Source organism: Streptomyces chrestomyceticus JCM 4735 (genome assembly GCF_003865135.1).
In the GTDB taxonomy this organism is placed as follows: domain Bacteria; phylum Actinomycetota; class Actinomycetes; order Streptomycetales; family Streptomycetaceae; genus Streptomyces; species Streptomyces chrestomyceticus.
Window position 1 is genome coordinate 5929083 of the sequence record NZ_BHZC01000001.1, and the last position, 24899, is coordinate 5953981.

Annotated in this window: 21 protein-coding genes; 14 read left to right on the plus strand and 7 right to left on the minus strand. The window is 73.6% G+C overall.

The features are described from left to right. Positions 1 to 36 precede the first annotated feature (36 nt). Entirely contained in the window at positions 37 to 2469 is a 2433-nt protein-coding gene (locus tag EJG53_RS25735) for a transglycosylase domain-containing protein (RefSeq protein WP_125046748.1), read from the minus strand. Between the two features lie 296 nt (positions 2470 to 2765). Between EJG53_RS25735 and EJG53_RS25740 the strand changes: the two genes are divergently transcribed. The 4 genes from EJG53_RS25740 (at position 2766) to EJG53_RS25755 (ending at position 6196) form a co-directional block, all read left to right on the plus strand. Then, entirely contained in the window at positions 2766 to 3563 is a 798-nt protein-coding gene (locus EJG53_RS25740; RefSeq protein WP_125046750.1) for an ABC transporter permease, read from the plus strand. Positions 3564 to 3630: 67 nt separating this feature from the next. Then, on the plus strand, positions 3631 to 4395 hold the full coding sequence (locus tag EJG53_RS25745) for an ABC transporter permease (RefSeq protein WP_244955672.1): 765 nt from the start codon (positions 3631 to 3633) through the stop codon (positions 4393 to 4395). An 8-nt stretch (positions 4396 to 4403) separates the two neighbouring features. Beyond that, positions 4404 to 5465 (plus strand): ABC transporter ATP-binding protein, encoded by a 1062-nt coding sequence (locus EJG53_RS25750; protein WP_244955334.1) that lies wholly within the window; start codon positions 4404 to 4406, stop codon positions 5463 to 5465. Positions 5466 to 5482: 17 nt separating this feature from the next. Next, positions 5483 to 6196 (plus strand): DUF1707 domain-containing protein, encoded by a 714-nt coding sequence (locus EJG53_RS25755; RefSeq protein WP_125046754.1) that lies wholly within the window; start codon positions 5483 to 5485, stop codon positions 6194 to 6196. A gap of 45 nt (positions 6197 to 6241) precedes the next feature. Here EJG53_RS25755 and EJG53_RS25760 read toward each other — a convergent pair whose 3' ends face one another. Continuing rightward, a complete protein-coding gene (locus tag EJG53_RS25760) occupies positions 6242 to 7582 on the minus strand; it encodes an SGNH/GDSL hydrolase family protein (protein ID WP_125046756.1) in 1341 nt (446 codons plus the stop codon). A 254-nt stretch (positions 7583 to 7836) separates the two neighbouring features. On the opposite strand from EJG53_RS25760, the gene EJG53_RS25765 reads away from it, so the two are divergent. From EJG53_RS25765 to EJG53_RS25780, 4 genes are all read left to right on the plus strand, one after another. Then, the gene (locus tag EJG53_RS25765; RefSeq protein WP_371858726.1) at positions 7837 to 9225 is read left to right on the plus strand and encodes a DUF445 domain-containing protein; all 1389 of its coding nucleotides are present in this window, start codon (positions 7837 to 7839) and stop codon (positions 9223 to 9225) included. Between the two features lie 164 nt (positions 9226 to 9389). Beyond that, positions 9390 to 10211 carry a class E sortase gene (locus EJG53_RS25770; protein WP_244955335.1) on the plus strand — a complete coding sequence of 274 codons (822 nt, stop codon included), beginning with the start codon at positions 9390 to 9392 and terminating at the stop codon, positions 10209 to 10211. 11 nt (positions 10212 to 10222) lie between these two features. Then, complete coding sequence (locus EJG53_RS25775; RefSeq protein WP_174856455.1) at positions 10223 to 10459, plus strand: DUF3311 domain-containing protein; 237 nt, start codon at positions 10223 to 10225, stop codon at positions 10457 to 10459. Then, positions 10456 to 12006 carry a sodium:solute symporter family protein gene (locus tag EJG53_RS25780; RefSeq protein WP_125046760.1) on the plus strand — a complete coding sequence of 517 codons (1551 nt, stop codon included), beginning with the start codon at positions 10456 to 10458 and terminating at the stop codon, positions 12004 to 12006. Before EJG53_RS25775 ends, EJG53_RS25780 begins: the two co-directional genes overlap by 4 nt. Here EJG53_RS25780 and EJG53_RS25785 read toward each other — a convergent pair. The 3 genes from EJG53_RS25785 to EJG53_RS25795 form a co-directional block, all read right to left on the minus strand. Further along, positions 11984 to 13033, minus strand: coding sequence for an SCO0930 family lipoprotein (locus EJG53_RS25785; protein ID WP_125046762.1), 1050 nt, complete (start codon positions 13031 to 13033; stop codon positions 11984 to 11986). The two genes, EJG53_RS25780 and EJG53_RS25785, sit on opposite strands and share 23 nt — an antisense overlap. 241 nt (positions 13034 to 13274) lie before the next feature. Beyond that, positions 13275 to 14945, minus strand: a complete 1671-nt coding sequence (locus tag EJG53_RS25790) for an NADH-quinone oxidoreductase subunit NuoF family protein (protein ID WP_307721698.1) — start codon at positions 14943 to 14945, stop codon at positions 13275 to 13277. A 138-nt stretch (positions 14946 to 15083) separates the two neighbouring features. Next, the gene (locus EJG53_RS25795; protein ID WP_244955336.1) at positions 15084 to 15797 is read right to left on the minus strand and encodes a hypothetical protein; all 714 of its coding nucleotides are present in this window, start codon (positions 15795 to 15797) and stop codon (positions 15084 to 15086) included. 505 nt (positions 15798 to 16302) lie between these two features. Here EJG53_RS25795 and EJG53_RS25800 point away from each other — a divergent pair. The 5 genes from EJG53_RS25800 to EJG53_RS25820 all read left to right on the plus strand — a co-directional run bounded on the left by EJG53_RS25800 (position 16303) and on the right by EJG53_RS25820 (position 21837). Continuing rightward, entirely contained in the window at positions 16303 to 17361 is a 1059-nt protein-coding gene (locus EJG53_RS25800) for a PucR family transcriptional regulator (protein WP_125046764.1), read from the plus strand. Between the two features lie 145 nt (positions 17362 to 17506). Then, complete coding sequence (locus tag EJG53_RS25805) at positions 17507 to 17812, plus strand: DUF6412 domain-containing protein (protein ID WP_125046766.1); 306 nt, start codon at positions 17507 to 17509, stop codon at positions 17810 to 17812. A gap of 99 nt (positions 17813 to 17911) precedes the next feature. Continuing rightward, positions 17912 to 18730, plus strand: coding sequence for a YidC/Oxa1 family membrane protein insertase (locus EJG53_RS25810; protein ID WP_125046768.1), 819 nt, complete (start codon positions 17912 to 17914; stop codon positions 18728 to 18730). 137 nt (positions 18731 to 18867) lie between these two features. After that, entirely contained in the window at positions 18868 to 19725 is an 858-nt protein-coding gene (locus EJG53_RS25815; protein WP_125046770.1) for a fumarylacetoacetate hydrolase family protein, read from the plus strand. A 129-nt stretch (positions 19726 to 19854) separates the two neighbouring features. After that, complete coding sequence (locus EJG53_RS25820) at positions 19855 to 21837, plus strand: choice-of-anchor A family protein (protein ID WP_125046772.1); 1983 nt, start codon at positions 19855 to 19857, stop codon at positions 21835 to 21837. An 8-nt stretch (positions 21838 to 21845) separates the two neighbouring features. Here the strand turns inward: EJG53_RS25820 and EJG53_RS25825 are convergent, their stop codons facing one another. Together EJG53_RS25825 and EJG53_RS25830 are read right to left on the minus strand one after the other, a co-directional pair. Next, positions 21846 to 22391, minus strand: a complete 546-nt coding sequence (locus tag EJG53_RS25825; protein WP_244955337.1) for a heme-degrading domain-containing protein — start codon at positions 22389 to 22391, stop codon at positions 21846 to 21848. Then, complete coding sequence (locus EJG53_RS25830; RefSeq protein ID WP_125046774.1) at positions 22388 to 23485, minus strand: Gfo/Idh/MocA family oxidoreductase; 1098 nt, start codon at positions 23483 to 23485, stop codon at positions 22388 to 22390. The genes EJG53_RS25825 and EJG53_RS25830 overlap by 4 nt, the downstream gene beginning before the upstream one ends. A gap of 152 nt (positions 23486 to 23637) precedes the next feature. Here EJG53_RS25830 and EJG53_RS25835 point away from each other — a divergent pair, with 152 nt between their 5' ends. Further along, positions 23638 to 24804, plus strand: coding sequence for an ROK family transcriptional regulator (locus tag EJG53_RS25835; protein ID WP_125049597.1), 1167 nt, complete (start codon positions 23638 to 23640; stop codon positions 24802 to 24804). Positions 24805 to 24899: the final 95 nt, after the last annotated feature.

Below are 24899 nucleotides of genomic sequence, written 5' to 3' on the forward strand. Positions count from 1 at the left end.
GCCCCTGGAAGCCCCCTCACGCCCCCTGGAAGCCCCTCACGCCCCCGGGAAGTTCTCCCACCCGCCGTAGCCTCCGTCGAACCCGCCTCCCAGGCCGCCTCCCATACCGCCGCCGCTGCCGCTGCCGCCGCCCCGGCCCCCGTTGATGCCGCCCTCGACGCCCCCGGCCGGGGGCTCCACGGTGGGCCAGTCGTCGGTGGGGGCGGTGGTCGGCTCCTCGGTCGGGAAGGTGGGGAAGCTGGGGCCGGGGGCCGTGGTGGGCCCGGGGCCGCTGGTCGGCGGGGTGCCGGTGGGGCCGCTGGGCGGCGGGGTGTCGCTCGGCGGTGCCTCGCTGGTGCTCGGCTGCTCGCCGGGTGTGCTCGGTGCCTGGCTGGGCGCCTGGCTCGCGCCGGCCTCCAGGTTCAGGTCGAAGTCCTTGGCGGGGGTGCCGTCCAGGGCGGCTTCGGTGTACGCGGCCCAGATCTCGGCGGGGAAGCCGCCGCCGTTGATGCGGGCCCGTCCCGCCGCGCCGTACAGCGGCTTCTGCGCGCCGGTGTCCGGGTCCTGGCCCAGGACGCCGACGACGGTGGCCAGGTCGGGGGTGTAGCCCGCGAACCAGGCGGCCTTGTCCTGCTCCGCCGTGCCGGTCTTGCCGGCCGCGGGCCGTCCGACGGCGCGGGCCGCGGAGCCGGTGCCGCCGGGGCTCTCGATGACGCTGCGCAGGATCGAGGTGGTGGTGTCGGCGGCGTTGCGGGGCACCGCGGTCTTCTCGCCGCGGTCCGGCAGCTCGACGGTCTCGCCGCCCTTGGTGGCCTTGCCGACGAGGCTGTACGCGCGCTGCTTGCCGTGGTTGGCGAGGGTGGCGTAGACCTGCGTCATGTCCAGCACGCTGGGAGTGGCGGTGCCGAGCGAGATGGCGCCCTGGGAGGAGCCGAGGCTCGGCGTGTCCTTGGGGATGCCGAGGTCGATGGCGGTCTCCTTGACCTTCTCCGGGCCGACGTCGACACCCATCTGGGCGTACACGGCGTTGACGGACTTGTCGGTGGCGGCGGAGACGGTGATCGGGCCGTAGGAGCGGCCGTCCTCGTTCTCGGGGGCGAACCTGGTGCCCCGCCCGTTGCTGATCACCTCGCGCTTGTTGGTGCCGTCGTAGACGGTGTTCGGGGTGATCTTGTTGCCGTCCTGGGTGACGGCGCCGTTGGCGACGGCGGAGGTGAAGACGATCGGCTTGAAGATGGAGCCGACCTGGTAGTCGCGGCGGGTGGCGCTGTTGACGTACTGCTTGGCGTAGTCGATGCCGCCGTACATGGCGACGACGTTGCCGGTGGCGGGGTCGATGGAGGCGCCGCCGGCCCGTACGTAGCGGTCGGCCGTGGAGGTGCCGAGCTGCCGCATCAGTTTCTCGTCGACGGCCTCGACCAGGGCGTCCTGGCGTTTCTTGTCGAGGGTGGTGGTGATGCGGTAGCCGCCCGCGGCGAGCGTCTGATCATCGATGATCTTGTTGTTGGTCAGATAGTCCTTGATCGCTTCGACGAGGTAGCCGCGCTGCCCGGACAGGCCGGTGGGCGGCTTGGCCTTGCCGGGGGTGGGGAACGTCAGCCCGGCCCGTTCGGACGCGCTGATCCACTTCTTCTTGACCATGCCGTCCAGGACGTAGTTCCAGCGGTCCAGGGCGCGCTGCCGGTTCTGCGGGTGGGCGGCGACGTCGTACGCGCTGGGCGCGTTGAGCAGGGTGGCGAGGTAGGCGCCCTCGGCGGTGCTGAGCTGGTCGGAGTTCTTGCCGTAGTACGCCTGGGCGGCGGCCTGGATGCCGTACGCGTTGCGGCCGTAGTAGCTGGTGTTGAGGTAGCCCTCCAGGATCTCCGACTTGCTGCGCTCGCGGTCCAGCTTGATCGCGATGAAGAACTCCTTGGCCTTGCGGGTGATGGTCTGTTCCTGGCCGAGGTAGTAGTTCTTCACGTACTGCTGGGTGATGGTGGAGCCGGACTGCTTGCCCTTGCCGGTGACGGTGTTCCACGCGGCGCGCAGCATGGCGACGGGGTCGACGGCGGACTCGGAGTAGAAGTCGCGGTCCTCGGCGGCCAGGACGGCTTCCTGGGTGGTCTTCGGGACCTGGCTCAGCGGGACGTTCTCGCGGTTGACCTTGCCGTCGCGGGCGATCTGGCTGCCGTCGGCGTACAGGTAGACGTTGCTCTGCGCCTGGGCGGCCGAGTTGGCGGCGGGGATGGGCACGAGCATGTACCCGGCGACGAGGCCGCCCGCGACCAGGAGCAGGACGAGCAGGAAGCCGCCCAGCACCATCCGCCAGGTGGGCAGGGCGCGCCGCCAGCCGGTGCGCTTGGGGCGGCCCTTGCCGGCCTTGGTCCCGCCGCCGGCGGCCGGGTCCTCCCCGGGGCCGTCCCCGTCGGCGGCCGCGGGCAACTCGGAGCGTGCGGCCCACTTCGGTACGCGGGGGCCGGCCTTGCCGTCCTGCTGCGGATCGTCGCTCATGTCTGTATGGACTCCTCGGCCGCCGCCGAGGGTTGTACCGCGGCGGATCGGTGACGTGTCGGGCGATTCGCGTCCAAAGCCGGAAAAGGAACTGTCGCCCGATACGAAACTCTCGCATCAAGCCCTTCACCCACGAGGGGCGGCGCGCACCTGTGACCGCTCCGTGACCGGCCGAACGGGTCGAAAGACTCACCGGAACGGGTGAATAAATGCGTGGCCGGGCCCCCGCGTGCCGGACTAGGCTCCGGTGCTCCGCGCCAGAATTGGCGCGCCGTCAGGAACGGGAGGCGCCGGACGTGTTGTACGCAGCCGTCGCGGCGGGCAGCTTCCGGCGCTATGCCACCTACCGTATCGCCACCGCCTCCGGCGTCTTCACCAACACCGTCTTCGGCTTCATCCTCGCCTACACCTACATCGCCCTGTGGACCGAGCGCCCCCATCTGGGCGGCTACGACCTGCCGCAGGCGCTGACCTTCGTGTGGACCGGGCAGGCGCTGCTGGCGGCCACCGGTCTGCTGATCGGCGGCGGCATGGACGAGCTGCAGGAGCGCATCCGCAGCGGGGACATCGCCGTCGACCTGTACCGGCCCGCCGACCTCCAGTTGTGGTGGCTGGCCGCGGACCTCGGGCGGGCCGGCTTCCAGTTGCTCGGCCGGGGCCTGGTGCCGATGGCGGTGGGCACGCTGGTCTTCCCGTCGGCGCTGCCCGCCTCGCCGGTGACCTGGCTGCTGTTCCTGGTGTCGGTGGCGCTCGGTGTGGTGGTCGGCTTCGCGCTGCGCTACCTGGTGGCGCTGACGTCCTTCTGGCTGCTGGACGGCGCGGGCGTGGGGATGGTCGCCGGGCTGATGTGCCTGTTCTTCTCCGGGATGGTGCTGCCGCTGAACGTCTTCCCCGGCGGGTTCGGCGAGGCCGTCCGGCTGCTGCCGTGGTCCTCGATGCTCCAGGTGCCGGCCGATGTGCTGCTCGGGGTGCACGGCGGTCCGGGGGTGGCGCGGGCGCTGGCCTTCCAGGCCGGGTGGGCGGTGGCGCTGCTGGCGGCGGGGCGGCTGGTGCAGTCCGTGGCGACGCGGAAGGTCGTGGTGCAGGGTGGCTGAGGACGGTCCGTGGACCCGCCGCTCGCGGCTGTCCGAGGGCCTGCGGGCGTACGGCCTGATCGCGGCGATGTGGGTACGCTCCACGCTCGCCTACCGGACCTCCTTCCTGCTGACGGCGTTCGGCAACTTCGCCGCCACCGGGCTGGACTTTCTGGCGATTCTGCTGATGTTCTCGCACATCACGGTCCTCGGCGGGTTCTCGCTGCCCGAGGTGGCGTTCCTGTACGGCACGTCCGGCGCGGCGCTGGGCCTGGCGGACCTGGTGCTGGGCAGCATGGACCGGCTCGGCGCGCGGGTCAGGGATGGCACGGCGGACGTCCTGCTGGTGCGGCCCGTACCGGTGTTCGCGCAGGTCGCCGCGGACCGGTTCGCGCTGCGCCGGCTCGGCCGGATTCTCCAGGCGGCGCTGGTGCTGGGCTGGTCGATGCCCCGGCTGGAGGTGGACTGGACGCCGGGCGCGGTGCTACTGGTGCCGCTCATGCTGCTGTGCGGCGCGGTGATCTTCGGGGCGGTCTTCACCATCGGGGCCGCGTTCCAGTTCGTCGCGCAGGACGCCGCCGAGGTGCAGAACTCGTTCACGTACGGCGGTACGACGATGCTCCAGTACCCGCCCACCGTCTTCGCCAAGGACCTGGTGCGCGGCGTCACCTTCGTCGTCCCGCTCGCCTTCGTCAACTGGCTGCCCGCGCTGCGCCTGCTGGGCCGCGACGATCCGCTGGGCCTGCCGGGCTGGGTGGACTTCCTGGGCCCCGTGGTCGCGGCGGCGATGTGCGGGTTGGCCTGGCTGGCCTGGCGGGCGGGCCTGCGCAACTATCGGAGCACGGGGAGTTGAGGGACGGTATGCGAAGCGGTACGGGGGATGCGGTGCGCGACCCGGAGGAGACCGGGGCGGCGGTGCGCGGTCCGGAGGAGGCCGGGGACGCGGCGCGCGGCGGCGAGTCCGGTTTCATCGAACTGGACGGCGTCGAGAAGGTCTTCCACGTACGGCGCAAGGCGGGGCGGCTGCGGCGGGTGCGCGAGGAGGTGCGGGCCGTCGACGGCATCAGCTTCCGGGTGCCGCGCGGCGCGATGGTCGGCTACATCGGCCCGAACGGCGCGGGCAAGTCCACCACCGTCAAGATGCTCACCGGCATCCTGGTGCCCAGCGGCGGCCGGCTGCGGGTGGCGGGCATCGACCCGGCGCGGGAGCGGACCCGGCTCGCGCGCCGCGTCGGGGTGGTCTTCGGGCAGCGTACGACGCTGTGGTGGGACCTGCCGCTGCGGGACTCCTACGAGCTGGTGCGGCGGATGTACCGGGTCCCGGAGAGCGCCTACCGCCGGAACCTGGAGCGCTGCGTCGAACTGCTCGACCTGGCGGCGCTGTTGCCGGTCCCGGTGCGGCAGCTCTCGCTCGGCCAGCGGATGCGCGGCGACATCGCGGCGGCGCTGCTGCACGACCCGGAGGTGCTCTACCTCGACGAGCCGACCATCGGCCTGGACGTCATCAGCAAGGCGAAGGTCCGCGGCTTCCTGCGCGAGGTGAACGCGGAGCAGGGCACCACCGTCCTGCTGACCACCCACGACCTCACCGACATCGAGCAGTTGTGCCGCCGGGTGATGGTCATCGACCACGGGCGGCTGGTGTACGACGGCGGTCTGGACGGGCTGCACGCGGTGGGGCGCAGCGAGCGGACGCTGGTGGTGGACCTGGAGCGGGAGCTGCCGCCGATCGAGGGCGTGCCCGGTGCCCGTACGGTCAAGGTCGAAGGCCCGCGGCAGTGGCTGGCGTTCCCGGCGGCGCAGAGCGCGGCGCCGGTCGTCTCGGCGGTGGCGGAGCGGTATCCGCTGGTCGACCTGTCGGTGCGGGAACCGGACATCGAGGACGTCATCTCCCGGATGTACGCGGACAACGCGGCGCCATGAGGCATTAATCTGTCCGTATGACTGACGAACTCCCCGATCTGCGCGCTTCGGACGCCGACCGCGACCGGGTCGCCGGTATCCTGCGCGACGCCCTCGCCGAAGGGCGGCTGGCGATGGAGGAGTTCGAGGAGCGGCTGACCGCGGCGTACGAGGCGCGTACGGTCGGCGCGCTGCGGCCGCTGGTCGCCGACCTGCCGCACACGTTCGACGGCGGGGTGCCGGACACCCGGGCCACCGGGACCGGGCCGGCCGCCTGGCGGGAGCGGATCGGCGGCGAGCCGTCCTCCCGGGGGGCCTTCGCCTTCTGGAGCGGCTTCTCGCGCAAGGGGCGCTGGACGGCACCGCGGACGTTCACCGCCGGGGTGTTCCAGGCGGGCGGCGAGATCGACCTGCGCGACGCGCATTTCGAGGCCGACGAGGTCACGGTGCGCTGCTTCGCGCTGATGGGCGGCATCGATGTCGTGGTGCCGCCGGGTGTCGAGGTGCAGGTGACCGGCTGGGGCTTCATGGGTGGCTTCGACAACGGCGACGGCGAGCCGGGCGAGCCGGGCGCGCCCCGGGTGAAGATCACCGGGTTCGCGATGATGGGCGGCGTCGGGGTCCGGCGCAAGCTCTCCAAGCTGGAGAAGCAGCGGATCAGGCTGGAGCGCGAGCGGCGCGCGGAATCGGCGCTTCCGGGGGATGCGCGCGGGCACGAGGTGCCGGAGCGCCGGCGCAAGGAGCTGGACTGACGGCGTGTACGGGCGCGGGGGCCCTGCCCTCGGTCTGCGCCCACCTCACCGTGCCGCCCGCGCCGCTCGCTCGACCGTTCCTTCGGCCGCTTCCTTGACCGCTCCCTTGACCGCTCCCTTGAGCTGCCGCAGATCGACCGCGTCGGCCATCGCCCGGTAGCCCGCGTCGCTCGGGTGCAGGTGGTCGCCCGAGTCGTAGACGGGCCGCAGCCGCAGCGGGTGGTGCGGGTCGCGCAGCGCCTTGTCGAAGTCCGCGTACTGCCCGTAGACCTCCCCGGCGCGGATCTTCGCGTTGAGGGCCTGCCGTACGGTGTCGAGCTCCGGCCGGTAGCCGCGGTGGCCGCCGAACGGGGTGAGCGTGCTGCCGATGACCTGGATGTCCCGTTCCGCTGCCCGCCGCACGATCTCCCGCATCCCGTCCGCCAGCTTTTCCGCGTCGAGCCGGCGCGGTGACTTGAACAGGTCGTTGAGGCCGATCTCGACGACGACGGCCCGTACCCCCGCACGCGACAGCACGTCGCGCTCCAGCCGGGACAGCACACTCGGCCCGCCGCTGACCGACCAGCGGCTGCTGTCGGTCAGCAGGCGGTTGCCGCTGATGCCCTGGTTGAGGACGCCGTAGCGGGGCGCGCCGGGCTCGGTGCGCAGCCGGGCGGCGAGGAAGTCGGGCCAGCGGTGGTTGGCGTCCGGGGTGGAGGTGTTGCCGTCGGTGATCGAGTCGCCGACGGCCACCACGGCGCCGTCGGTGTGCGGGCCGAGGACGTCCACACCGGTCAGATAGCGCCAGGCGGTGACCTTCCGGGTATAGGCGCCGCCGGCGGTGTCCGCGGCGCGGTCGCCGCGCGCCAGGTAGGACGTCTGGCGGGCGTGCGGGTGGTAGGTGACGGGCCCGGAAGGGGCCGGGGAGTAGGTGGTGACCAGGAGGTCGGCGGCGGCCGGGACGGTCAGCCGGACCGGGTCGCTGGTGACCGCGCCGCCCGCCGGGACGGTCACCGAGGGCCGTCCGGAGAAGGTCAGCCGGCGCAGGGTGCCGGGCGCGGCCGACGGGTCGCCGGGGGCGGAGGCGCGGGCGAGGGTGGCGTGGCCGACGGACAGCGGGCGGGTGCCGTAGAGGTTGGAGAGCTGGATGCGGGCGCTGGTGCCACCGATGCTGGTGTGTACCACGTTACGTATGGAGGTGTCCGCGTAGCCGTCGAGCTTGCCGGGCTCGGCGGCTGCCGCGGCGGCCGACCACGTACCGGCCCACCGTTCCGCCGAGGGCGGGCGGTCGTCCCCCGAGGAGTCCTGGGTGCCGCCACCGCAGGAGCTGAGGAGCACCGCGGCGAGCACCAGCAGCGCCGCCAGTCCGGAGGTCGAGGGCAGTGGGCGGCCCACTGGAGTCGGCATGCGGGCACAGTCTCCTATGGCAGGCGGAGCGGCGTGCTCCGGGCGGGCACAGGGCAGCGTGAGGTCGGCGGCGCCGGGGTCCGGTCGGCTCTTCATGCTGCCACGCGGTCCGGACGGCCCGGGTGGCGCCCTGGCGGCACGTAGGGGAACTCGTGGTTCGTCTCCGGAGTAGGACACAGTTGAACGCACAGTCGGTATGAAGCAGGGCAGATGCCTGTACATACGACGCTGACGGGTTCGAGCGGGTGGAGCGGATGGAACGGACGAAGACGGACGTGGTCCCCGGGGCGGATACGGCCGCGGGCGCGGGCGGGACTCCGCCGGACGGCGGGCACGCGGGCGCGGGCGTGGGCCGGTTCCGCGGCCCGGTGGCGCCCGGCGGCCTCCCGGACAGCCCCGCGGACGCGGAGAAGCGGCGCGGCGTACGGCGCATGAAGACCCTGGCGACCGGTCTGCTGCTCGGCGTGGCCCTGGTGTACGCCCTCGCCACCTGGGCGAAGTCGGCCGGCGCGGGCGCCTGGGCGGGGTACGTGGCGGCGGCGGCCGAGGCGGGCATGGTCGGCGCGCTGGCCGACTGGTTCGCGGTCACCGCCCTATTCAAGCGGCCGCTGGGGCTGCCCATCCCGCACACCGCGATCATCCCGACGAAGAAGGACCAGCTCGGGGTGAGCCTCGGCGAGTTCGTCGGCGAGAACTTCCTGTCCGGCGACGTCGTACGGCAGCGGCTGCGCAAGGTCGGCATCGGCCGGCGGCTGGGTGCCTGGCTCGCCGAACCGAAGAACGCCGACCGGGTGACGGCGGAGCTGTCCACCGCGCTGCGCGGCGCGCTGACCGTGCTGCGCGACTCCGACGTGCAGGCGGTGGTCGGCGAGGCGATCACCCGGCGCGCCGACGCGCAGGAGGTCGCGCCGGGGCTCGGCAAGATGCTGGAGAAGGTCGTCGCGGACGGCGGGCACCGCCGGGTCGTGGACCTGGTCTGCGTACGGGCGCACGACTGGCTGACCTCGCACAGCGACTCGGTGATGACGGCGGTCTCCGGCGGCGCCCCCGGCTGGACGCCGCGCTTCGTGGACCGCAAGGTCGGCGAGCGGGTCTACAAGGAACTGCTGCGCTTCGTCACCGAGATGCGGGACATGCCGGAACACCCGGCGCGCGGCGCGGTGGACCGTTTCCTCAAGGACTTCGCGGGCGACCTGCAGTCCGACACCGACACCCGGGAGCGGGTGGAGCGCCTGAAGTCGGAGGTGCTGGGGCGCGGCGAGGTGCAGGACCTGATCGCGTCCGCGTGGGGCTCCGTACGCACCATGATCGTGGCGGCCGCCGAGGACGAGAACAGCGAGCTGCGGCAGCGCACCCGGGCGGCCCTGCTGTCGCTGGGCCAGCGGCTGGCCCGTGACGGCCGGCTCCAGAACAAGGTCGACGGCTGGCTGGAGGGCGCCGCGGTCTACGTCGTGACGACGTACCGCACCGAGATCACGTCGCTGATCACCGACACCGTCGCGAGCTGGGACGCCGACCACACCTCGAAGAAGATCGAGGCGCACATCGGGCGCGACCTCCAGTTCATCCGGATCAACGGCACGGTCGTCGGCGCCCTCGCCGGGTTGTGCATTTACGCGGTGTCGCGGGTGCTCGGGGGGTAGGACGGGGCCGCGCGAGCGGCTGCCCCGACACGCGGCGTACGTGTGCGTCGCCCACTCCTGGACGCTGGAGGAAGTACCCGGGCCGTGTGGGACGTGGCCTGAGGCACCGCCTCAGGCCGCCCCGTCTATGGAAGTCTCCCGCCGCAGGCCCTACCGTGCAGCGCGTGCGCGGGCGGGAGCGGGTACCGGTGGTGGTGCAGGGGCAGCGGCGGCGACGGTCGCGGGCTGTGCGGGTGGTGTGGGTGGGTGCGGAACTGGCGGTGACGTTCGGGGTGCTCGTGCTGCTGCTGGTCGTGCATCAGCTCTATTGGACGAACCGGCAGGCGCAGGCGGGCGCGCGCGACCAGGTGGCGCGGCTGGAACGGCAGTGGGACGCGCAGCAGCAGCCGTCCGCTGGGCCACCGGCCACCGGAACGCCGTCCACCGGGCCGTCGCCCGACCCGGACGCCTCCACGGCTCCCGAGCGGCACGGGGACCGTATGCGCCAGGAGTTCCGCAGCACCCTGGAGCAGGTCCCGCCGCCGCGCCCGCGCCGGGACGCCGCGTACGCGGTCCTGCGCATCCCGCGGCTCGGCCTCACCGTCCCCGTCGCCGAGGGCACCAGCAGGTCCGCCGTCCTGAACAAGGGATACGCGGGGCACTACGCGCACACCGCGCAGCCCGGTGAGACGGGCAACTTCGCGCTCGCCGGGCACCGCAACACGCACGGTGAACCGTTCCGCTTCCTGAACCGGCTGCGGCCCGGCGACACGGTGGAGGTGGTCACCGCGGCCGCCCGCTACACGTACGCGGTCGACCGGACCGTGCCGCGTACCACGCCCTCCGACGGCACCGTCATCGCCCCCGTCCCGTACAGCACCGCCCACCCGTCCCTGCGCTACACCGGGCCGGGCTCCTACCTGACGCTGACGACCTGCACCCCGGAGTACTCCTCGGCGTACCGGCTGGTGGTGTGGGGCCGCCTGACGGGCGCGCTGCCCCGATAGGCTCTTCCGCTGTGCTGAAACGTCCCACGCTGCTGTGGCTCCTGGTCCCTCACGTGCTCTACCTCGGTGTGCTGCCGCTGGTGAACCGCGTGACGCCGACCGTGCTCGGACTGCCCTTCCTCGTCTTCTGGATGCTGCTCGCGACCCTGCTGACGCCCGCGTCGGTGTGGCTGGCCTGGCGCGGCGACCGGAAACGGGCCGCGCGGCGGGCCGCCGGCGCCCCGGCCGGAGAACGGGGCGCGGCATGAACGCGACCATCGCCACCTCCATCTTCGCGGCGTTCATGGTGCTGACGCTGGCCCTGGGCCTGCTGGCGGTGCGCGGCGGCGGGCGCCGCAAGGGCGGGCTCGCCGAATGGTCGGTGGGCGGCCGCAGCCTCGGCACGGTCTTCATCTGGGTGCTGATGGCGGGCGAGAGCTACACCAGCTTCAGCTACCTGGGCGCGGCGGGCTGGGGCTACAACTTCGGCGCCCCGGTCCTCTACGTCCTCGCGTACATGTCCTGCGGCTACGCGCTCGGCTTCGTGGTCGGCCCGATGCTCTGGTCGTACGCCCGCCGGCACGGCCTGGTCGGCATCACCGACCTGGTCGCGCACCGCTACGGCCGGCGCTGGCTCGGCACGGCCGTGGCGGTCCTCGCCACCGTCTGCCTGCTGCCGTACATCCAGCTCCAGATCACCGGCATGGGCGTGGTCGTGACGACCATCTCCTACGGGGCGATCAGCCTGAACTGGGCCTACTTCATCGGCTTCGCGGTGACCACCCTCTTCGTCGTGGTCAGCGGGCTGCGCGGCAGCGCCTGGGTGTCCGTCCTCAAGGACATCCTGGTCATCGCGACGCTGGCGTTCCTCGCCGTGTACGTGCCGCTGCACTACTTCGACGGCTACGGGCCCTTCCTGGACCGCGTCGTCGCCGAGAAGCCGCAGTGGCTGACCTTCCCCGGCCACGAGTCGGGCGGCCTGGGTCAGGGCTGGTTCATCACCACCTCCCTCCTGAACTCGCTGACCGTCGTCATCTTCCCGACGACCGTCGCGGGCTACCTGGGCGCGCGCAACGCCGACGCGCTGCGGCGCAACGCGGTGCTGCTGCCCTTCTACAACGTGCTGCTGTTCGTGCCGATGCTGCTGGGCATGGCGGCGCTGTTCGTGGTGCCGGGACTGACCGGCGCGGACTCCAATCTGGCGCTGTTCAAGCTGGTGGTGGACTCGCTGCCGGCCTGGCTGGTGGGCGTCACCGGCGTCGCCGCGGCGCTCTCCTCCATCGTGCCGATGGCCGTGTTCATGCTGGTCATCGGCACGATGTGGGGGAGGAGCGTACTGGGCGCGGTGCCCCGCCTGGCGAACCGCCAGAAGCTGTGGTCGCAGGTCGTCGTGGTGGTGGCGGGCGCGCTGGCGCTGCTGCTGACGTACACCGCGCCGAACACCCTCGTACGGCTCTCCCTCATCTCCTACGAGGGAATGGCGCAGTTGGTGCCGATGATCCTGCTGGGTCTGGTGTGGCGACGGCTGACGCTGTACGGAGCCGTCAGCGGCCTGCTCGTGGGCCTCGCGGTGGTCTGCGGGCTGGTCTTCACCGAACACGACCCGGTGTGGGGCGTGAACGCGGGGATCGTGGCGCTCGCGGTGAACCTGGTGGTGGCGCTGGCGGTGACCTGGCTGGGGCCGAAGCCCGTGGACGACCGGCCGGACGCCGAGGTGCTGGCGTCGGACCTGGATCCGGAGGAGGACGGCGGCGCAGCGGAGAACGGTGTCGGCGGGGGCGGCGCGGCCGGGGTCAGCCCGTCGCCGGCGAGGTGATCTTCTTGCCCTCGGGGGAGACGGCGAACCAGGAGCCCATCTTCCCCTGACCGTTCACGTCCCCGGGCTGCTGGTCGCCGCTGAAGGTGTAGACCGGCCAGCAGTCGACCGCCAGTTGCTTGCTGCCGTCGGGCCGGGTGACGGTGCTGATCAGCTTCTCGGGGACGCCTTCCAGCTTGCCCTTGTCGGCCGGGCCGACGGGTTTCCAGGTGTCCAGGCACGCGCCGTTGCAGGCGAACCTCATCGGCCAGGCGCTGTCCTTGTTGAACCGGTAGACCGTACGGCCCTCCTTGTCGACGAGCAGCTTGCCGAGCTTGGGCTGGTCGAAGACGGAGACGTCGGCGGCCGGTCCGGCGGTGGCCTTCTTGCCGTCGGGGGCGAACGCGCTCCAGGTGCCGCCGACGCCGTGGCCCTTGGTGTCGCCGGGCGCGGTGTCCTTGGCGTACCGGTAGGCGGGCCAGCCGCCGATGGTGAGCTGCTTGGTGCCGTCGGCGCGGGTGACCGAACCGAGGGCGCTCGCGGCCATGCCGGAGGCGGCGGTGGCGTCGTCGGCGGGGACCGGGGGCCAGGTGGCCGCGCAGGCCCCGGAGCAGGCGGAGTTCGGCGGCTTGGCGGTGTCCTTGTCGAAACGGTAGAGCGCCATGCCCTTGCTGTCGGTGACGACGGGGCCCAGCTCGGGGGACTGGCGCAGGGCGAGGGTCCGGGCGGGCGCGCCCTGGGCGGCGGGCCGGTTGCTGTCGCCCTTCGAGCCGTAGCTGTCGCCGTAGCCGTCGCCGCCGGCCTGGCCCTTGTCCGCGCCGCTGTCGTCGCCGTAACCGCTGCCGCTGCCCGCCTGGACCTTGTCGTTGGCCACGGGCGCGGCGTTGGTGCGGTCACCGGAGCCGCAGGCGGTGGTGAGCGCCATGACGGCGGCGGCTGTTATCGCCAGGAGGGCGTGGCGGCGTTGGGTGTTGGGGTGTGGGTGGGCGTCGGTGTGCGGGCGGTCGGTGTGGGGGTGGTTGGTGTGGGGGTGGGGCTGGGGGCTCATTGTTGTCTCCTTCGAGGGGGGACGAGGAGTGGTGGGGAGTGTTGTCTGCGGGGGTACGGGGGATAGGGAGCGGGTGTTCAGGCGGGGCGGAAGTTGTCATCGGCGGACGAAAGAGTGCGGAAGTGGCGTTCGTGCGGTGGCAGTTCGGTGGGCGTCCGTCGGTCATCGGTGGCCGTCCGTCGTCCGTCGGTCGTCGTCCGTCGGTCATCGGTCGTCGGTCGTCGGTCCTCGTTCGTCCGGGTCATTCGCCGTGCTGGACGCGCAGCGCGAGTGCCGGGCAGCGTCGTACCGCGAGCTGTGCGCGGCGGCGCATCCGGGCGGGCAGTGGCATCGCGGCCCGTTCCGGGTAGCCGTCGGGCCCCAGCCGGACCATGCCGGGCACGAGGTCGGCGCACAGGCCGTGGCCCTGGCACAGCGTCCAGTCGACGAGCAGCCGCTGCTCGGGCGCGTGCGGCCGGGCGGTGGTGGCCGTGGCGGCGCGGTCGCCGGAACGCCGTGCGCCGCTGGTTTCCGGCGCGCCGCCGACGCCGTACGCCGTTTCACCGGGTACCGGCAGCGCGCCGAGCACCGGACGGCCGCACCCGGCGCCGCCGGCGTGCCTGGCGAACTCGTCGGGGAAGGCGGCCAGTGCCGAGGCGATGAAACGGGCGGTGCCGTCGGGATGACTGCACGCGCCGCGCCGCTCCACGGCGCGCATCCGATCCTGTACGGCGTCCAGCGCGCGCTGTCCGTCACCACCGACTGCCTGGCCGAGCGCGTCAGCGAGCGCGGGCAGTCCGAGGACGCAGGGCCCGCACTGTCCTGCGGATTCGGCGGCCATCCAGCGCGCGACCCGTACGGTCTCGCCTGCCGGGCAGGTCCCTTCCGGCAGCGGCAGCACCGCCCCCGCGCCGAGCACCGCGCCGTACGCGGCCAGGTCGGCGCGGCTGAGGAGGGCCGTACCGGCGGCGGACGGCGGCAGCCAGGTGCCGTGGTAGCCGCCGATCAGGACGCCCTGGCCGGGGCCGAGGCCGCACAGGGCCAGGACGCGGGCGAGCGGCACCCCGGTCGGTGCCTCCACGACCCGTTCGCCGGCCACGGTCAGCAGGACGGTGCCGGGTGCGGCAGGGTCGCCCGTGGCGCGGTAGTCCAGGGCGCCCATCCGGGCGGCGACGGCGAGCTGGGCGTATGTCTCGGTGTTGGAGAGGAGGGTGGGCAGGCCGTGCAGGCCGCGTTCGCTGGAGCGGACCTTGCGGCCGGAGGGCAGGCCGGGGCCCCGGTCGAGGCCGTCGGTGAGCGCGGTGCCCTCGCCCGTGACGAAACGTTCCGCCAGTAGTTGGGCGCGTACCGGCGTGGACAGCGGCCCCCGTTCGGCGATCGCCCGGCGCACCGACCGGGCCACGTCCGCGCGGGTCACCCCGACCGCGACCTCCTCGGCGCCGAGGGCCCGCGCGGCGAGCAGCGCGCCGTCCAGCACCAGGTGCGGCGCGAACAGCAGCAGAGCTGTGTCCTTGAGACAACCGGGCTCCCCTTCGCTGCCGTTGACGACCACCGCGACCCGCCCGCCCGTACGGCGCCGCCCTTCCATGACGGCACGCACCTTCCGCGCGAACGGAAAGCCCGCACCGCCACGCCCGCGCAGCCCGGTGTCCTCGGCCAGCGCCACCAGCTCACTCGCCGACAGATCGGGCGGACTGCCGTGCCGGGCAAGATGCGCCACCCGCCCCAGGCGCTCCACCCCGCCCACCCCGTAAGAACCGTCCATGCCGTCCACCCCGCCCGGCCCGTAAACCCCGTCCATCCCGCCCGGCCCGACTGCCCCGCCCAGCCCGGCCAGCACCCGAGCCGCCCCGAACACGGCCAGGCTGGGGACAACGGGGGAGGGGGCCACGGCAGGCACCGGAACGGCGGTGGCCGACGCCAAGAGCGCCATTGGGAACTCCATTCACTCTGCGATACGTTGAGGTAACCGGGGGCCCACAGGAGTCGGCCCCGAGTGCACACCGGTCGCCCTCGCCCCCATACCGGCCATACCGGCGTACTCCGCGCACTCTGCGCACGTAGCCGTACGTCATGCACGCCCACTACGGGAGTGCCGGGCCACCCGGTCCGGGCCCCGGAACCCGCCGGATTCCGCGCCCGGCGGCGGCCTGTACGGGTCCCGTCCCCGTCGCGGCTCCCGCAGCCGCAGTACGAGCACCACCGCGACCCCGGCGACGCACAGCATGTATCCGGTGGTCACCCAACCACCGGCCGTACGCCCCGACTTCAGCCCGTGCACCAGCGCCGCGCACCAGGCCACGTACGCGCCCATGTGCAGCACCCGCCACCACCGCGACCCGCGGCGCGAGGTGAACGCGCCGCGTACCGCGCCCGTCACCGCCGCCGCGAGGAAGAGATAGCCGGCCAGCGTGCCGAGTCCGATGAGCAGCGGCCGCCCGTCGTCGGCGAACGGCACCGCGGCGGCCGTGCCGCTCGTCCGGCCGCGGGCGATCTTCACCCCGATGTGCAGGGCGAGGAAGCCCAGTCCGGCGACGCCGGTGCCGCGGTGCACGGCCTGCGCGATCAGCCGGTGGCCGGAGTGCAGCAGCAGCCGGTCGGTGGCGGCCAGGCCCCACAGGACGGTGCCGGTGAGCGAGACCAGCGCGAGGACGCCCGTGCCGAAGTCCAGGAAGTCGAGCACCCGCCGGGGGGCTCCGGCCTGGGTGGCCACGGCGAGGAAGAGCAGTACGACGGCGGGCAGCGCCGGGCGCAGGGCGGTCCGCAGACGGGACGAGGCGGGCATCGAGCCTCCTTGACGCGGAGCGGGGGTACGGGAGAGAAGTGCGGATGGCGTCCTGGGGTGGTGGCCGCGCGACGGAATACGTACGCCGCGCGCCGGTTTCGGCGACAGTCGACAGTCGCCGCTATCGACGACGGCCGGTATCGGTGACGTCCGGTTTCGACGACGGCCACCGCTATCGGCGCAAGGCGTGGCCCGGTCCGGGCCGCCGAAGATATTCACGCCGGTTTATGCGCGGTGTCCCGCCGGGACGCGGAAAGGTATGCGCCAAAGGCGGTGCTCCGGGGTGAGCAGCAGCATCACGGAACGCCGCCGGAGCGTCCTCCGGTTTATCGCGCTGTGACAAATTCCTGCACCGGCATCGAAGTTACGCGGGGTAACTCCGGATGGTGCCCCCTCAGGCACGACCACCGCTCGAAGCACCACCGGACGCCGCACCACCGCCTGGCGGTGCTTGCGAGCAGCAGGGCCGTACCCCCCTCCGCATCACGCCAGGAACGAGGTAGCGATGTGTGATCTCCTGAACCGCATCTGGTCACGCCCCCGCGGCGAATGGACCCGCGTGCTGAGAAAGGAACTCCCGGCGCTCGCCGAGAAGGTGACCGAGGAGCTGCGGAGCGGAATTCCCGCCTTTGCCGCACTGCTCGCGGAAACGGGTGCCGTCGAAGAGGCCCGCCGGGCCGTGGAACAGGCCATGCTGGTGGCGCTCGGCTACCAGGAAAACGCGGAGCGCGTCCGCCGGCCCAAGGACCTCGTCGTCACCCCGCTCCCGACGGCACCGGCCCGCCGGGAGGTATTCGCCGCTCTCACCGGGACCAAGGACGTCTCCGACGTCGCCCTCGCCGAAGTGGCCCGCTGTGCCGGCTGGCCCGTACCGGCATGCGTCCAGGCCGTCGCGCTCGCCTCGCCCGCCGAAGCCCCGCAACTGGCCGCCGCCCTCGGCGACGCCCTCATCGGCACCGTCGACGGTGACACCTGCCTGCTCGTCCCCGACCCGGGGACGCAGACCCGCGCCCGTCTGGAGGCCGCCCTCAAGGGCCGGGCGGCGGCGGTCGGCCATGCCGTACCGGCGGGCGACACCGCTTCCTCGCTGCGCTGGGCCCGCGCCCTGCTCGCCCTGTCACCCGGCCGCGGCGGCCCCGACACCCGCCCGGCCTTCGTGGACGATCACCTCTCCGCCCTGCTCCTCCTCCAGGACGAGTCGCTGGCCACAGCGCTCTCCGCACGCTGGCTGAGCCCTCTGGACGACCTGACGCCACGCCAGAGCGAACGCTTGGAGGTCACCTTGCTCGCCTGGCTGGAGGGCGGCGGCGCGCCCGAGGCGGCCCGGGTGCTCCAGGTGCACCCGCAGACCGTGCGCTACCGCCTGCGGCAGATCGAGAAGCTCTTCGGGCCCGCGCTGCGCGACCCCCGGACCCGCTTCGAACTGGAGATGGCGCTGCGCAGCCGCCGCCTGATGGCCCACGTACGGCGCTACCGCTCGCGGGCCGGCCGCCGGGCCCGGGCCGTCGCCTCCACCATCCGGCCGCTGGGCATGGCCAGGGAGGCCCGGGTCAACGGGCTGTGACCGGCGCACCGTGACCGCGGCGGCCCCGGGCTCCCCTCCGGGGCTGCCGCCCTGCCCGGCGGCCCTGCCGCTACGCTGGGGCGGAAGCAGGCCGGACGGACCGTGGCCTGCCGTATGCCGTACGGACCGGGGGAGGGGTGAGCACATGCGGCGTTTCGCCGACGCCTGGCGGCTGTACGTGGGCGCGCTCTTCTTCCTGCTCTCCGGGTTCGCGCTCGCCCAGAGCGGTCTGACCTCGACGCTCGCCGCCGCCGCGACCACCGCCGCCGTACTGCTGCTGTGCCGCGCCTTCCTGGCCGCCGCGCTCGCCCGGCCCGAACCGCCGGGCCGGATCCGTACCGCCATCCGCGACCGGGAACGCCGTACGGCCTTCCTCCCGCAACGCGATCCCGACGCCGCGGGCCGCCCGCGGCCCAGGGCACCCGGCCGTCCCCTCCCGACGGCCGCGTAGGCGCCTTTCCCCTCGCATCCCGCGGAGGCCCCGGCCCCGCGCGGCTCGTCACGCCGAACTCCTCTTCCGGCACGACGAGACCCCGTGGAGGGCTCACCCATGTCCGTTTTCGCCACCCTGGGCAGCGCGCTGTCCCAGGCCGCCGACCTCATCGAACCGCTCTTCGGCGCCTCGGCGACCGCCGCCGCGATCATCCTCTGCACCCTGTGCGTACGCGCCGCCCTGCACCCGCTCGCCCGCGCCGCCGCCCGCGGCGAGAAGACCCGTTCCGCGCACGCCCCGCGCTTGGCCGAGTTGCGCCGTACGTACGCCAAGGACCCGCAGCGCCTACGGGAGGAGACCGCCGCCCTCTACGCCGAGACCGGTTCCTCGCCACTGGCGGGCTGCCTGCCGGCGCTGCTGCAACTGCCCGTCTTCTTCGTCATGTACCACCTGTTCACCAGTGACGGCAGCGGCCTGCTCGCGCACACACTGCTGGGCGCGCCGCTCGGCGGGCACTGGGCGCAGGCCCTCGCGGACGGCGGTCCGGTCGGGCCGTACGGGCTGGTCTATCTCGCGCTGTTCGCGCTGGCCGCAGCCGTCGCCACCTGGAACTACCTGCGGGCCCGTACGACGATGGCGCGGAACGTGGCGTCGGGCGCGGCCCTCGGCCAGGCGGGTCCGGCCGGCGGCGGTACGGCCGACGGCGCTGCGGTGCCCGGCCTCGCCGCCATGACGAAGATGATGCCGTTGCTGTCCTTCGGGACGCTGGTCAGCATCGCGGTGCTGCCGCTGGCGGCCTCGCTCTACCTGGTGACGACCACGGCGTGGACGGCGTGCGAGCGGGCGCTGCTGCACAGGGACCGGGACCGGAAGCGGGGCCAGGACGGCCAGGACGGCCGGGACAGTGACGCGGCCCCCGCCCGTACCGCCGGGTAACGGTCCAGTACGTGAACCGGGTCTTGCGGAGCGGACGCCGTTCTTGGACGATCGTCCGAATCGCTCGATGGCCGTCCCCATCGGCCGGTCCGGGAGAGCCCTCCCGGACCGACCCTTCGACCACGGGAGTTGTACCGATGAAGCTGCTGCGTGTCGGTCCGGTGGGGGCGGAACGCCCGGCGCTGCTCGACGAGGAAGGCGTGCTGCGCGACCTGTCGTCGCTGGTCACGGACATCGACGGGGCGCTGCTCGGGGACAGCCCGGCGCTTGACCGGATACGGGCGGCGGCCGCCGCCGGGGTGCTGCCGCGCCGGGACCCGGCCGGTCTGCGCACCGGGCCGCCGGTCGCCCGGATCGGCAAGATCGTGTGCATCGGGCTGAACTACCACGACCACGCGCGCGAGACCGGCGCCGCCGTACCGGCCGAGCCGATCGTCTTCATGAAGGCGCCGGACACGGTCGTCGGGCCCGACGACACGGTGCTGGTGCCGCGCGGCAGCGTGAAGACGGACTGGGAGGCCGAACTGGCCGTCGTCATCGGCCGTACCGCGCGCTACCTGGAGACCGACGACGAGGCCCGCGCCGCCGTCGCCGGGTACACGATCGCGCACGACGTCTCCGAACGGGAGTTCCAGATCGAGCGCGGCGGCCAGTGGGACAAGGGCAAGAACTGCGAGACGTTCAACCCGCTGGGCCCGTGGCTGGTGACGGCGGACGAGGTGCCCGACCCGCAGGCGCTGGGCGTGCGGCTGTGGGTCAACGGCACGCTGCGGCAGGACGGCACGACCGCCGGGCAGATCTTCCCGGTGGCCGAAGTGGTCCGTTACGTGAGCCGGTTCATGACCCTGTACCCGGGCGACGTCATCAACACCGGCACCCCGGCGGGCGTGGCGATGGGCTGTCCGGAGCCCAAGCCGTACCTGCGCGCCGGTGACGTGGTGGAGCTGGAGATCGACGGCCTGGGGCGGCAGCGGCAGGAGCTGAAGGCGGCCTGACGGGCCCTCAGGCGCGCGGGCCGTCCGGGGCGGGCGGCCGGTGGTCGGCTGTCGGCTGGACAGGGGGACTCGCCGTACGGGTGCGCGAACGGTCCCGCTGCCCGGCCGTTCCGTGCACATAGTGCCCGTATGCCTGCAAAAAAGACAAAACGGACCCAAGTGGTGGGGGCCGCCGCGCTGGGAGCCGTGGCCGCCGTGCTCCTCGGCCTGTTCGCGGCGTTCGGCTTCGCGGCCCCGCTGCCCGGCGGCCTCGGCCCGTGCCGGGGGAGCCAGTGCCCGTCCTCGTACGCCGATCCGAACAACGGACCGGTGGCCGGACGGGACGAGAACCTCAACATCTTCGTCGGCGGGGACTTCCGCGTCGGCGGCTCGGCCGCCGAGGCCGAAGGGAAGATCGTCACCCTCGGCGGCTTCCAGATGAACAAGACCGGCGGCTCCAGCGTCTACAACGTCGGCGTCGTCGGCGTCGGCTCCCGGGTGCCCCCGCCCAACGGCTCCGACTTCCTGACCGTGGGCGGTGACGTCACCATCGCCCACGGCCAGCGGCTGCTCGCCGAGGAAGGCAGCACCCACGGCGTCGTCGCGTACGAAGGCAGGCTGACCGGCACCGTGATCCCCCAGTCGGACCAGCGGCCGGGCGCCGCCGATCCGTACCGCGGGCTGGTGCCCGACCTCACGGCGGCCAGCCAGTGCTACGCCCGGACCGGTGACGGGCCGCGGCCCGCGACCGGCACCGCCGTCAACCAGGGCTACTCGACGGTCTTCACCGGCGACGGGACCTCCGCCCTCCAGGTCTTCAACGTCGACTTCGACCTGGTGGGCCGCAACGGCGGCGCCCAGGGCATCACCTTCCAGAACATCCCGGCCGGCGCGACCGTGCTGGTCAACCTGGTCGGCGACGCCCGCGTCATCAACACCTACATCGGCCACGACCTCCAGCCGCCCGGCATCCGCGAGCGGCTGCTGTGGAACTTCCCGGACGCGAACGCGGTGGAGTTCAAGGGCGGCGCTCAGTTCCAGGGGAGTGTGCTGGTCGGCAAGCAGGGCAGTACGACGACGGTGTCGGTACCGGGGATGAACGGCCGGTTCTACACGGTCGGTTCGCTGGTGCACACCTCGACGTCCGGCGCCGAGCTGCACAACTATCCGTTCAACGGGGATCTGCCGGACTGCCGCGCGCCGAGCCCGAGCCCGACGCCTACGCCGACGCCTACTCCGACACCGACGGAGCCGTCGCCGAGTCCGACGGATCCGAGTCCGTCGCCGACCGACCCGAGTCCGTCTCCGACCGAGCCGAGCCCGTCGCCCACGGACCCGTCGCCGTCACCTACGGACGAGCCGTCTCCCACGGACGAGCCGTCGCCGACCGATGAGCCGTCGCCGACCGACGAGCCGTCGCCGAGCCCGACGGACCCGAGTCCGTCGCCGACCGAGCCGAGTCCGTCCCCCACGGACGAGCCGTCACCGTCCCCCACGGACGAGCCGTCACCGTCACCGACCGACGAGCCGTCGCCCACGCCGACGGAGCCGAGCCCGTCCCCGACGGAGCCGACTCCGACCCCCACACCCACCCCGACGGAGCCGAGCCCGTCCCCGACCCCGACCGAGCCGACGCCCACCCCCACCGAGCCGAGGCCGACGCCGACCCAGCCGACGCCCACGCCGACCGACCCGACGCCGTCGCCCACGGAGCCGACCCGGCTGCCGTCACCGACGCCCCCGGAGCCGACCCCGGAACCGACCGGGCCGACCGCACCTCCGTCACCGACCGCCCCCACCCCGGAGCCCACCGAGCCGACCCCAGAGCCGACCGAGCCGACCCCAGAGCCGACCGAGCCGACCCCAGAGCCCACCGAACCCACCCCGACCCCCACCGAGCCGACCACCTCACCATCACCGACCACCCCCACCCCGACCCCGACCCCCACGGACTCCTCCTCCGCCGGCCCGCTGCCCAGCCCCGGGCCGTCGGGTGACGGGGACCAACTGGCGCACAGCGGCAGCAGCGCCTTCCAGGACCCGCTGTTCATCGGGGCGGCAGCGGCCGCCGTCGTCAGCGGTGCGGTGCTCGTACTGATCATCCGCACACGCCGGCGCCGCTCCGACGGCTGACCTCCGGGTCAGCCCGTCGGCTGCTGCTCGATGTAGCGCCCCAGGGCGTCGACCACCAGCGCGTGGTCGTCGCCCTGGGGGAGCCCGGAGACCGCGACGGTGCCGACGACTCCGGTGCCGCGCAGCCGTACGGGGAAGGCGCCGCCGTGCGCGGCGTAGCGGTCCGGGTCGAGACGGGACGATTCTTCGAACGTCCGGCCCTTGGCGCGGAAGCGGGCGCCGACGAGGTACGAGGACTCCGCGTACCGCTCGACGACGCGGCGCTTGCGCTCGATCCACGCGTCGTTGTCGGCCGACGTGCCCGGCAGCGCACAGTGGAAGAGCTGCTGCGCGCCGCGCCGGATGTCCACCGTCACGGCCGCGCCGCGCTCGCGCGCCAGGTCCGCCAGCAGGCAGCCGAGCCGCCAGGCGTCCTCGTTGCCGAAGCGGTCCAGGACCAGGCGGCGCTCCTGCTCCTCCAGTTCGCGGACCTGGTGGCGGGCCGCCTCCCGCTCGTCCAGCCCGTTCAGCACTCCGGTGCCGCCCGTGCCGTTCCCGTTTGCCGTGCCGTTCATGCCGCCTCCTCGATCCGGACCGCGCGGCCCTCGGCCGCCGATGTCTTCGCCGCTTCCAGGACGCGCAGGGCGGCCGCCGCCTCCCTGGCGCTCACCGGCGGTTCGCCTACGGTGCGCAGTGCTTCCGCGACGGCGGCGTAGTACGCGGGGTAGTCACCGGGCAGGGTCGGTACGGGATCGCCGCCGCCGGTCAGCGGGGACTCCCCGGCGCCGATCCGGCCCCACGCCGACTCCGGCTCCGTACCCCAGCCGTCCGGGTCGTCGCCCGGCCGCCGTCCCTCGCGCAGGGCGGCTTCCTGCGGGTCCAGGCCGTACTTCACGTAGCCCGCGCGGCTGCCCAGCACCCGGAAGCGCGGGCCGAGCTGGGCGGTGGTGGCGCTGACCCACAGGTGCGAGCGGACGCCGTTCGCGTGGGTGAGGGCGAGGAACGTGTCGTCGTCGGCCTCCGCGCCCGGGCGGCGTACGTCGGACTCGGCGTAGACCAGGGTGACCGGTCCGAACAGGGCGAGCGCCTGGTCGACGACGTGGCTGCCCAGGTCGTACAGCAGGCCGCCGAGCTCCGCCGGGTCGCCGGACTCGCGCCAGCCGCCCTTCGGCTTCGGCCGCCAGCGTTCGAAGCGCGACTCGAAGCGCTGTACGTCGCCGAGCGCGCCCTCGGTGACCAGCTTGCGCACCGTACGGAAGTCGTTGTCCCAGCGGCGGTTCTGGAAGACGGAGAGCAGCAGGCCGCACTCGTCCGCGAGGGCGGCCAGCCCGTCGGCCTCGGCGGCGGTCCCGGCGAGCGGCTTGTCGACGACGGCCGGCAGCCCGGCGCGCAGCGCGGCCTCGGCGAGCGCGACGTGCGTCTTGTTCGGGGACGCGATGACGACGAGGTCCAGTTCGCCGGCGCGGGCCAGCACCTCGTCGGGGGTGGCGACCGTACGGACCCGCGGGTGTTCGGCGCGGGCCTGCGCCTGCCGGTCCGGGCTGCCGGTGGAGACGGTGTCCAGCACCAGGCCGTCGGTGGCGGCGATCAGCGGGGCGTGGAAGACCGAGCCGGCCAGACCGTAACCGATGAGGCCGACGCGGAGGGGTGTGCCGGGGGAGTCATTCATGCCGTCCACTTAAGCAACGCTGTTGCCAAAGTGCAAGCAATGCGGACAATGGACGGGTGACCAGCAACGACCCCGAGGAACGTGTCGCCGCGGACGCCCCCGCCCCAGCCGCGGCGCCGCCCGGAGCCCCGGCCCCGGCGCCGTCCTCCGCCCTGGCTTCCGTGCTGCCCGGCGCACCGGCTTCCGTGCCGTCCGGCGGCGGGGCCGGCCTGCCCGCGCTGCGCGGCCACAACGCCGCGCTGGTGCTGGGCCTGCTGCGGTCGGCGGGGCCCGCGGGCGTCAGCAGGCTGGAGCTCGCCGCGCTCACCGGCCTGACCCCGCAGGCCGTCAGCAAGATCACCGCCCGGCTGCGGGCCGACGGCCTGGCGGCCGAGGCGGGCCGGCGCGCCTCCACCGGCGGCAAACCGCGTACGGTGCTGTGCCTGGTGCCCGAGGCCCGGTACGCGATCGGCCTGCACCTGGACCGCGACGAGCTGACCGCCGTCCTCACCGACCTCGCGGGCCGCACCGTCGCGGAGCGCACCGCCCCGCTCGACTTCGGCGCGGGCGCGCCCGCCGTGCTCGACACGGTGGCCGGACAGCTCGCCGCACTGCCGGCCGAGGCCCGCTCGCCCCGCGTCCTGGGCGTCGGCGCCGCCTGCCCGGGGCCGCTGGACCACACGGCCGGGGTACTGCGCCGGGTCACCGGCTTCCCGGCCTGGGACGGCTTCCCGCTGCGCGACGCGCTCGCCGGACGGCTCGGCCTCCCCGTCGTCCTCGACAAGGACACCAACGCCGCGGCGCTCGGCCTCGCCCAGCGCGAACCGGACGGCCGGGGCTCGTTCGGCTACCTCCACCTCGGTACGGGCCTGGGCGCCGGCCTGGTGCTCGGCGGCGCGCTGTACCGGGGAGCCAGGACCGGCGCGGGGGAGTTCGGCCACCAGGTGCTGCAACTGGACGGGCCGCCCTGCGGCTGCGGCAAACGCGGCTGCGTCGAGGCCCTGTGCCTCGACAGGGCGGCGCGCGGCGAGCCCGCCGAGGCGGCGCGCATCCTGGGCACCGCCGCGGCCAACCTCGTGGAACTCCTCGACATCGACCGGGTCCTGCTCGGCGGCCGTACGGTGCTGGCGCGTCCCGGCACGTACGTACGCGGGGTGGCCGAAGCCCTCGCCGAACAGGCCCGCGTGCGCGGTGACGGCCGTACGTCCGCGGTCCCCGTGGCGCTGGCCGAGGGTGGCGCGCGGGCGGTCGCGGACGGCGCGGCGCACCTCGTCCTGGCCCCGCTCTTCGGCGCGCCGGGGGCGCCGTTCGGGGCCGTGACCGCCACCGGAGTGCGCTGAACGCGCGGCATTCGGGCGATCGGCGCGCCGCGCCGGGGCGTCGGTGCCCCGGCGGCGGGTCCGCATGGCAAGGTCCGGAACCGACCGGTCATACG

Coding starts and splice junctions, on each gene's coding strand:
- EJG53_RS25735 (WP_125046748.1), bottom strand. CDS start 2,469: ATGAGCGACGATCCGCAGCAGGACGGCAAGGCCGGCCCCCGCGTACCG.
- EJG53_RS25745 (WP_244955672.1), top strand. CDS start 3,631: ATGTGGGTACGCTCCACGCTCGCCTACCGGACCTCCTTCCTGCTGACG.
- EJG53_RS25750 (WP_244955334.1), top strand. CDS start 4,404: ATGCGAAGCGGTACGGGGGATGCGGTGCGCGACCCGGAGGAGACCGGG.
- EJG53_RS25755 (WP_125046754.1), top strand. CDS start 5,483: ATGACTGACGAACTCCCCGATCTGCGCGCTTCGGACGCCGACCGCGAC.
- EJG53_RS25760 (WP_125046756.1), bottom strand. CDS start 7,582: ATGCCGACTCCAGTGGGCCGCCCACTGCCCTCGACCTCCGGACTGGCG.
- EJG53_RS25765 (WP_371858726.1), top strand. CDS start 7,837: ATGGAACGGACGAAGACGGACGTGGTCCCCGGGGCGGATACGGCCGCG.
- EJG53_RS25780 (WP_125046760.1), top strand. CDS start 10,456: ATGAACGCGACCATCGCCACCTCCATCTTCGCGGCGTTCATGGTGCTG.
- EJG53_RS25785 (WP_125046762.1), bottom strand. CDS start 13,033: ATGAGCCCCCAGCCCCACCCCCACACCAACCACCCCCACACCGACCGC.
- EJG53_RS25790 (WP_307721698.1), bottom strand. CDS start 14,945: ATGGCGCTCTTGGCGTCGGCCACCGCCGTTCCGGTGCCTGCCGTGGCC.
- EJG53_RS25795 (WP_244955336.1), bottom strand. CDS start 15,797: ATGCCCGCCTCGTCCCGTCTGCGGACCGCCCTGCGCCCGGCGCTGCCC.
- EJG53_RS25800 (WP_125046764.1), top strand. CDS start 16,303: ATGTGTGATCTCCTGAACCGCATCTGGTCACGCCCCCGCGGCGAATGG.
- EJG53_RS25805 (WP_125046766.1), top strand. CDS start 17,507: ATGCGGCGTTTCGCCGACGCCTGGCGGCTGTACGTGGGCGCGCTCTTC.
- EJG53_RS25810 (WP_125046768.1), top strand. CDS start 17,912: ATGTCCGTTTTCGCCACCCTGGGCAGCGCGCTGTCCCAGGCCGCCGAC.
- EJG53_RS25815 (WP_125046770.1), top strand. CDS start 18,868: ATGAAGCTGCTGCGTGTCGGTCCGGTGGGGGCGGAACGCCCGGCGCTG.
- EJG53_RS25820 (WP_125046772.1), top strand. CDS start 19,855: ATGCCTGCAAAAAAGACAAAACGGACCCAAGTGGTGGGGGCCGCCGCG.
- EJG53_RS25825 (WP_244955337.1), bottom strand. CDS start 22,391: ATGAACGGCACGGCAAACGGGAACGGCACGGGCGGCACCGGAGTGCTG.
- EJG53_RS25830 (WP_125046774.1), bottom strand. CDS start 23,485: ATGAATGACTCCCCCGGCACACCCCTCCGCGTCGGCCTCATCGGTTAC.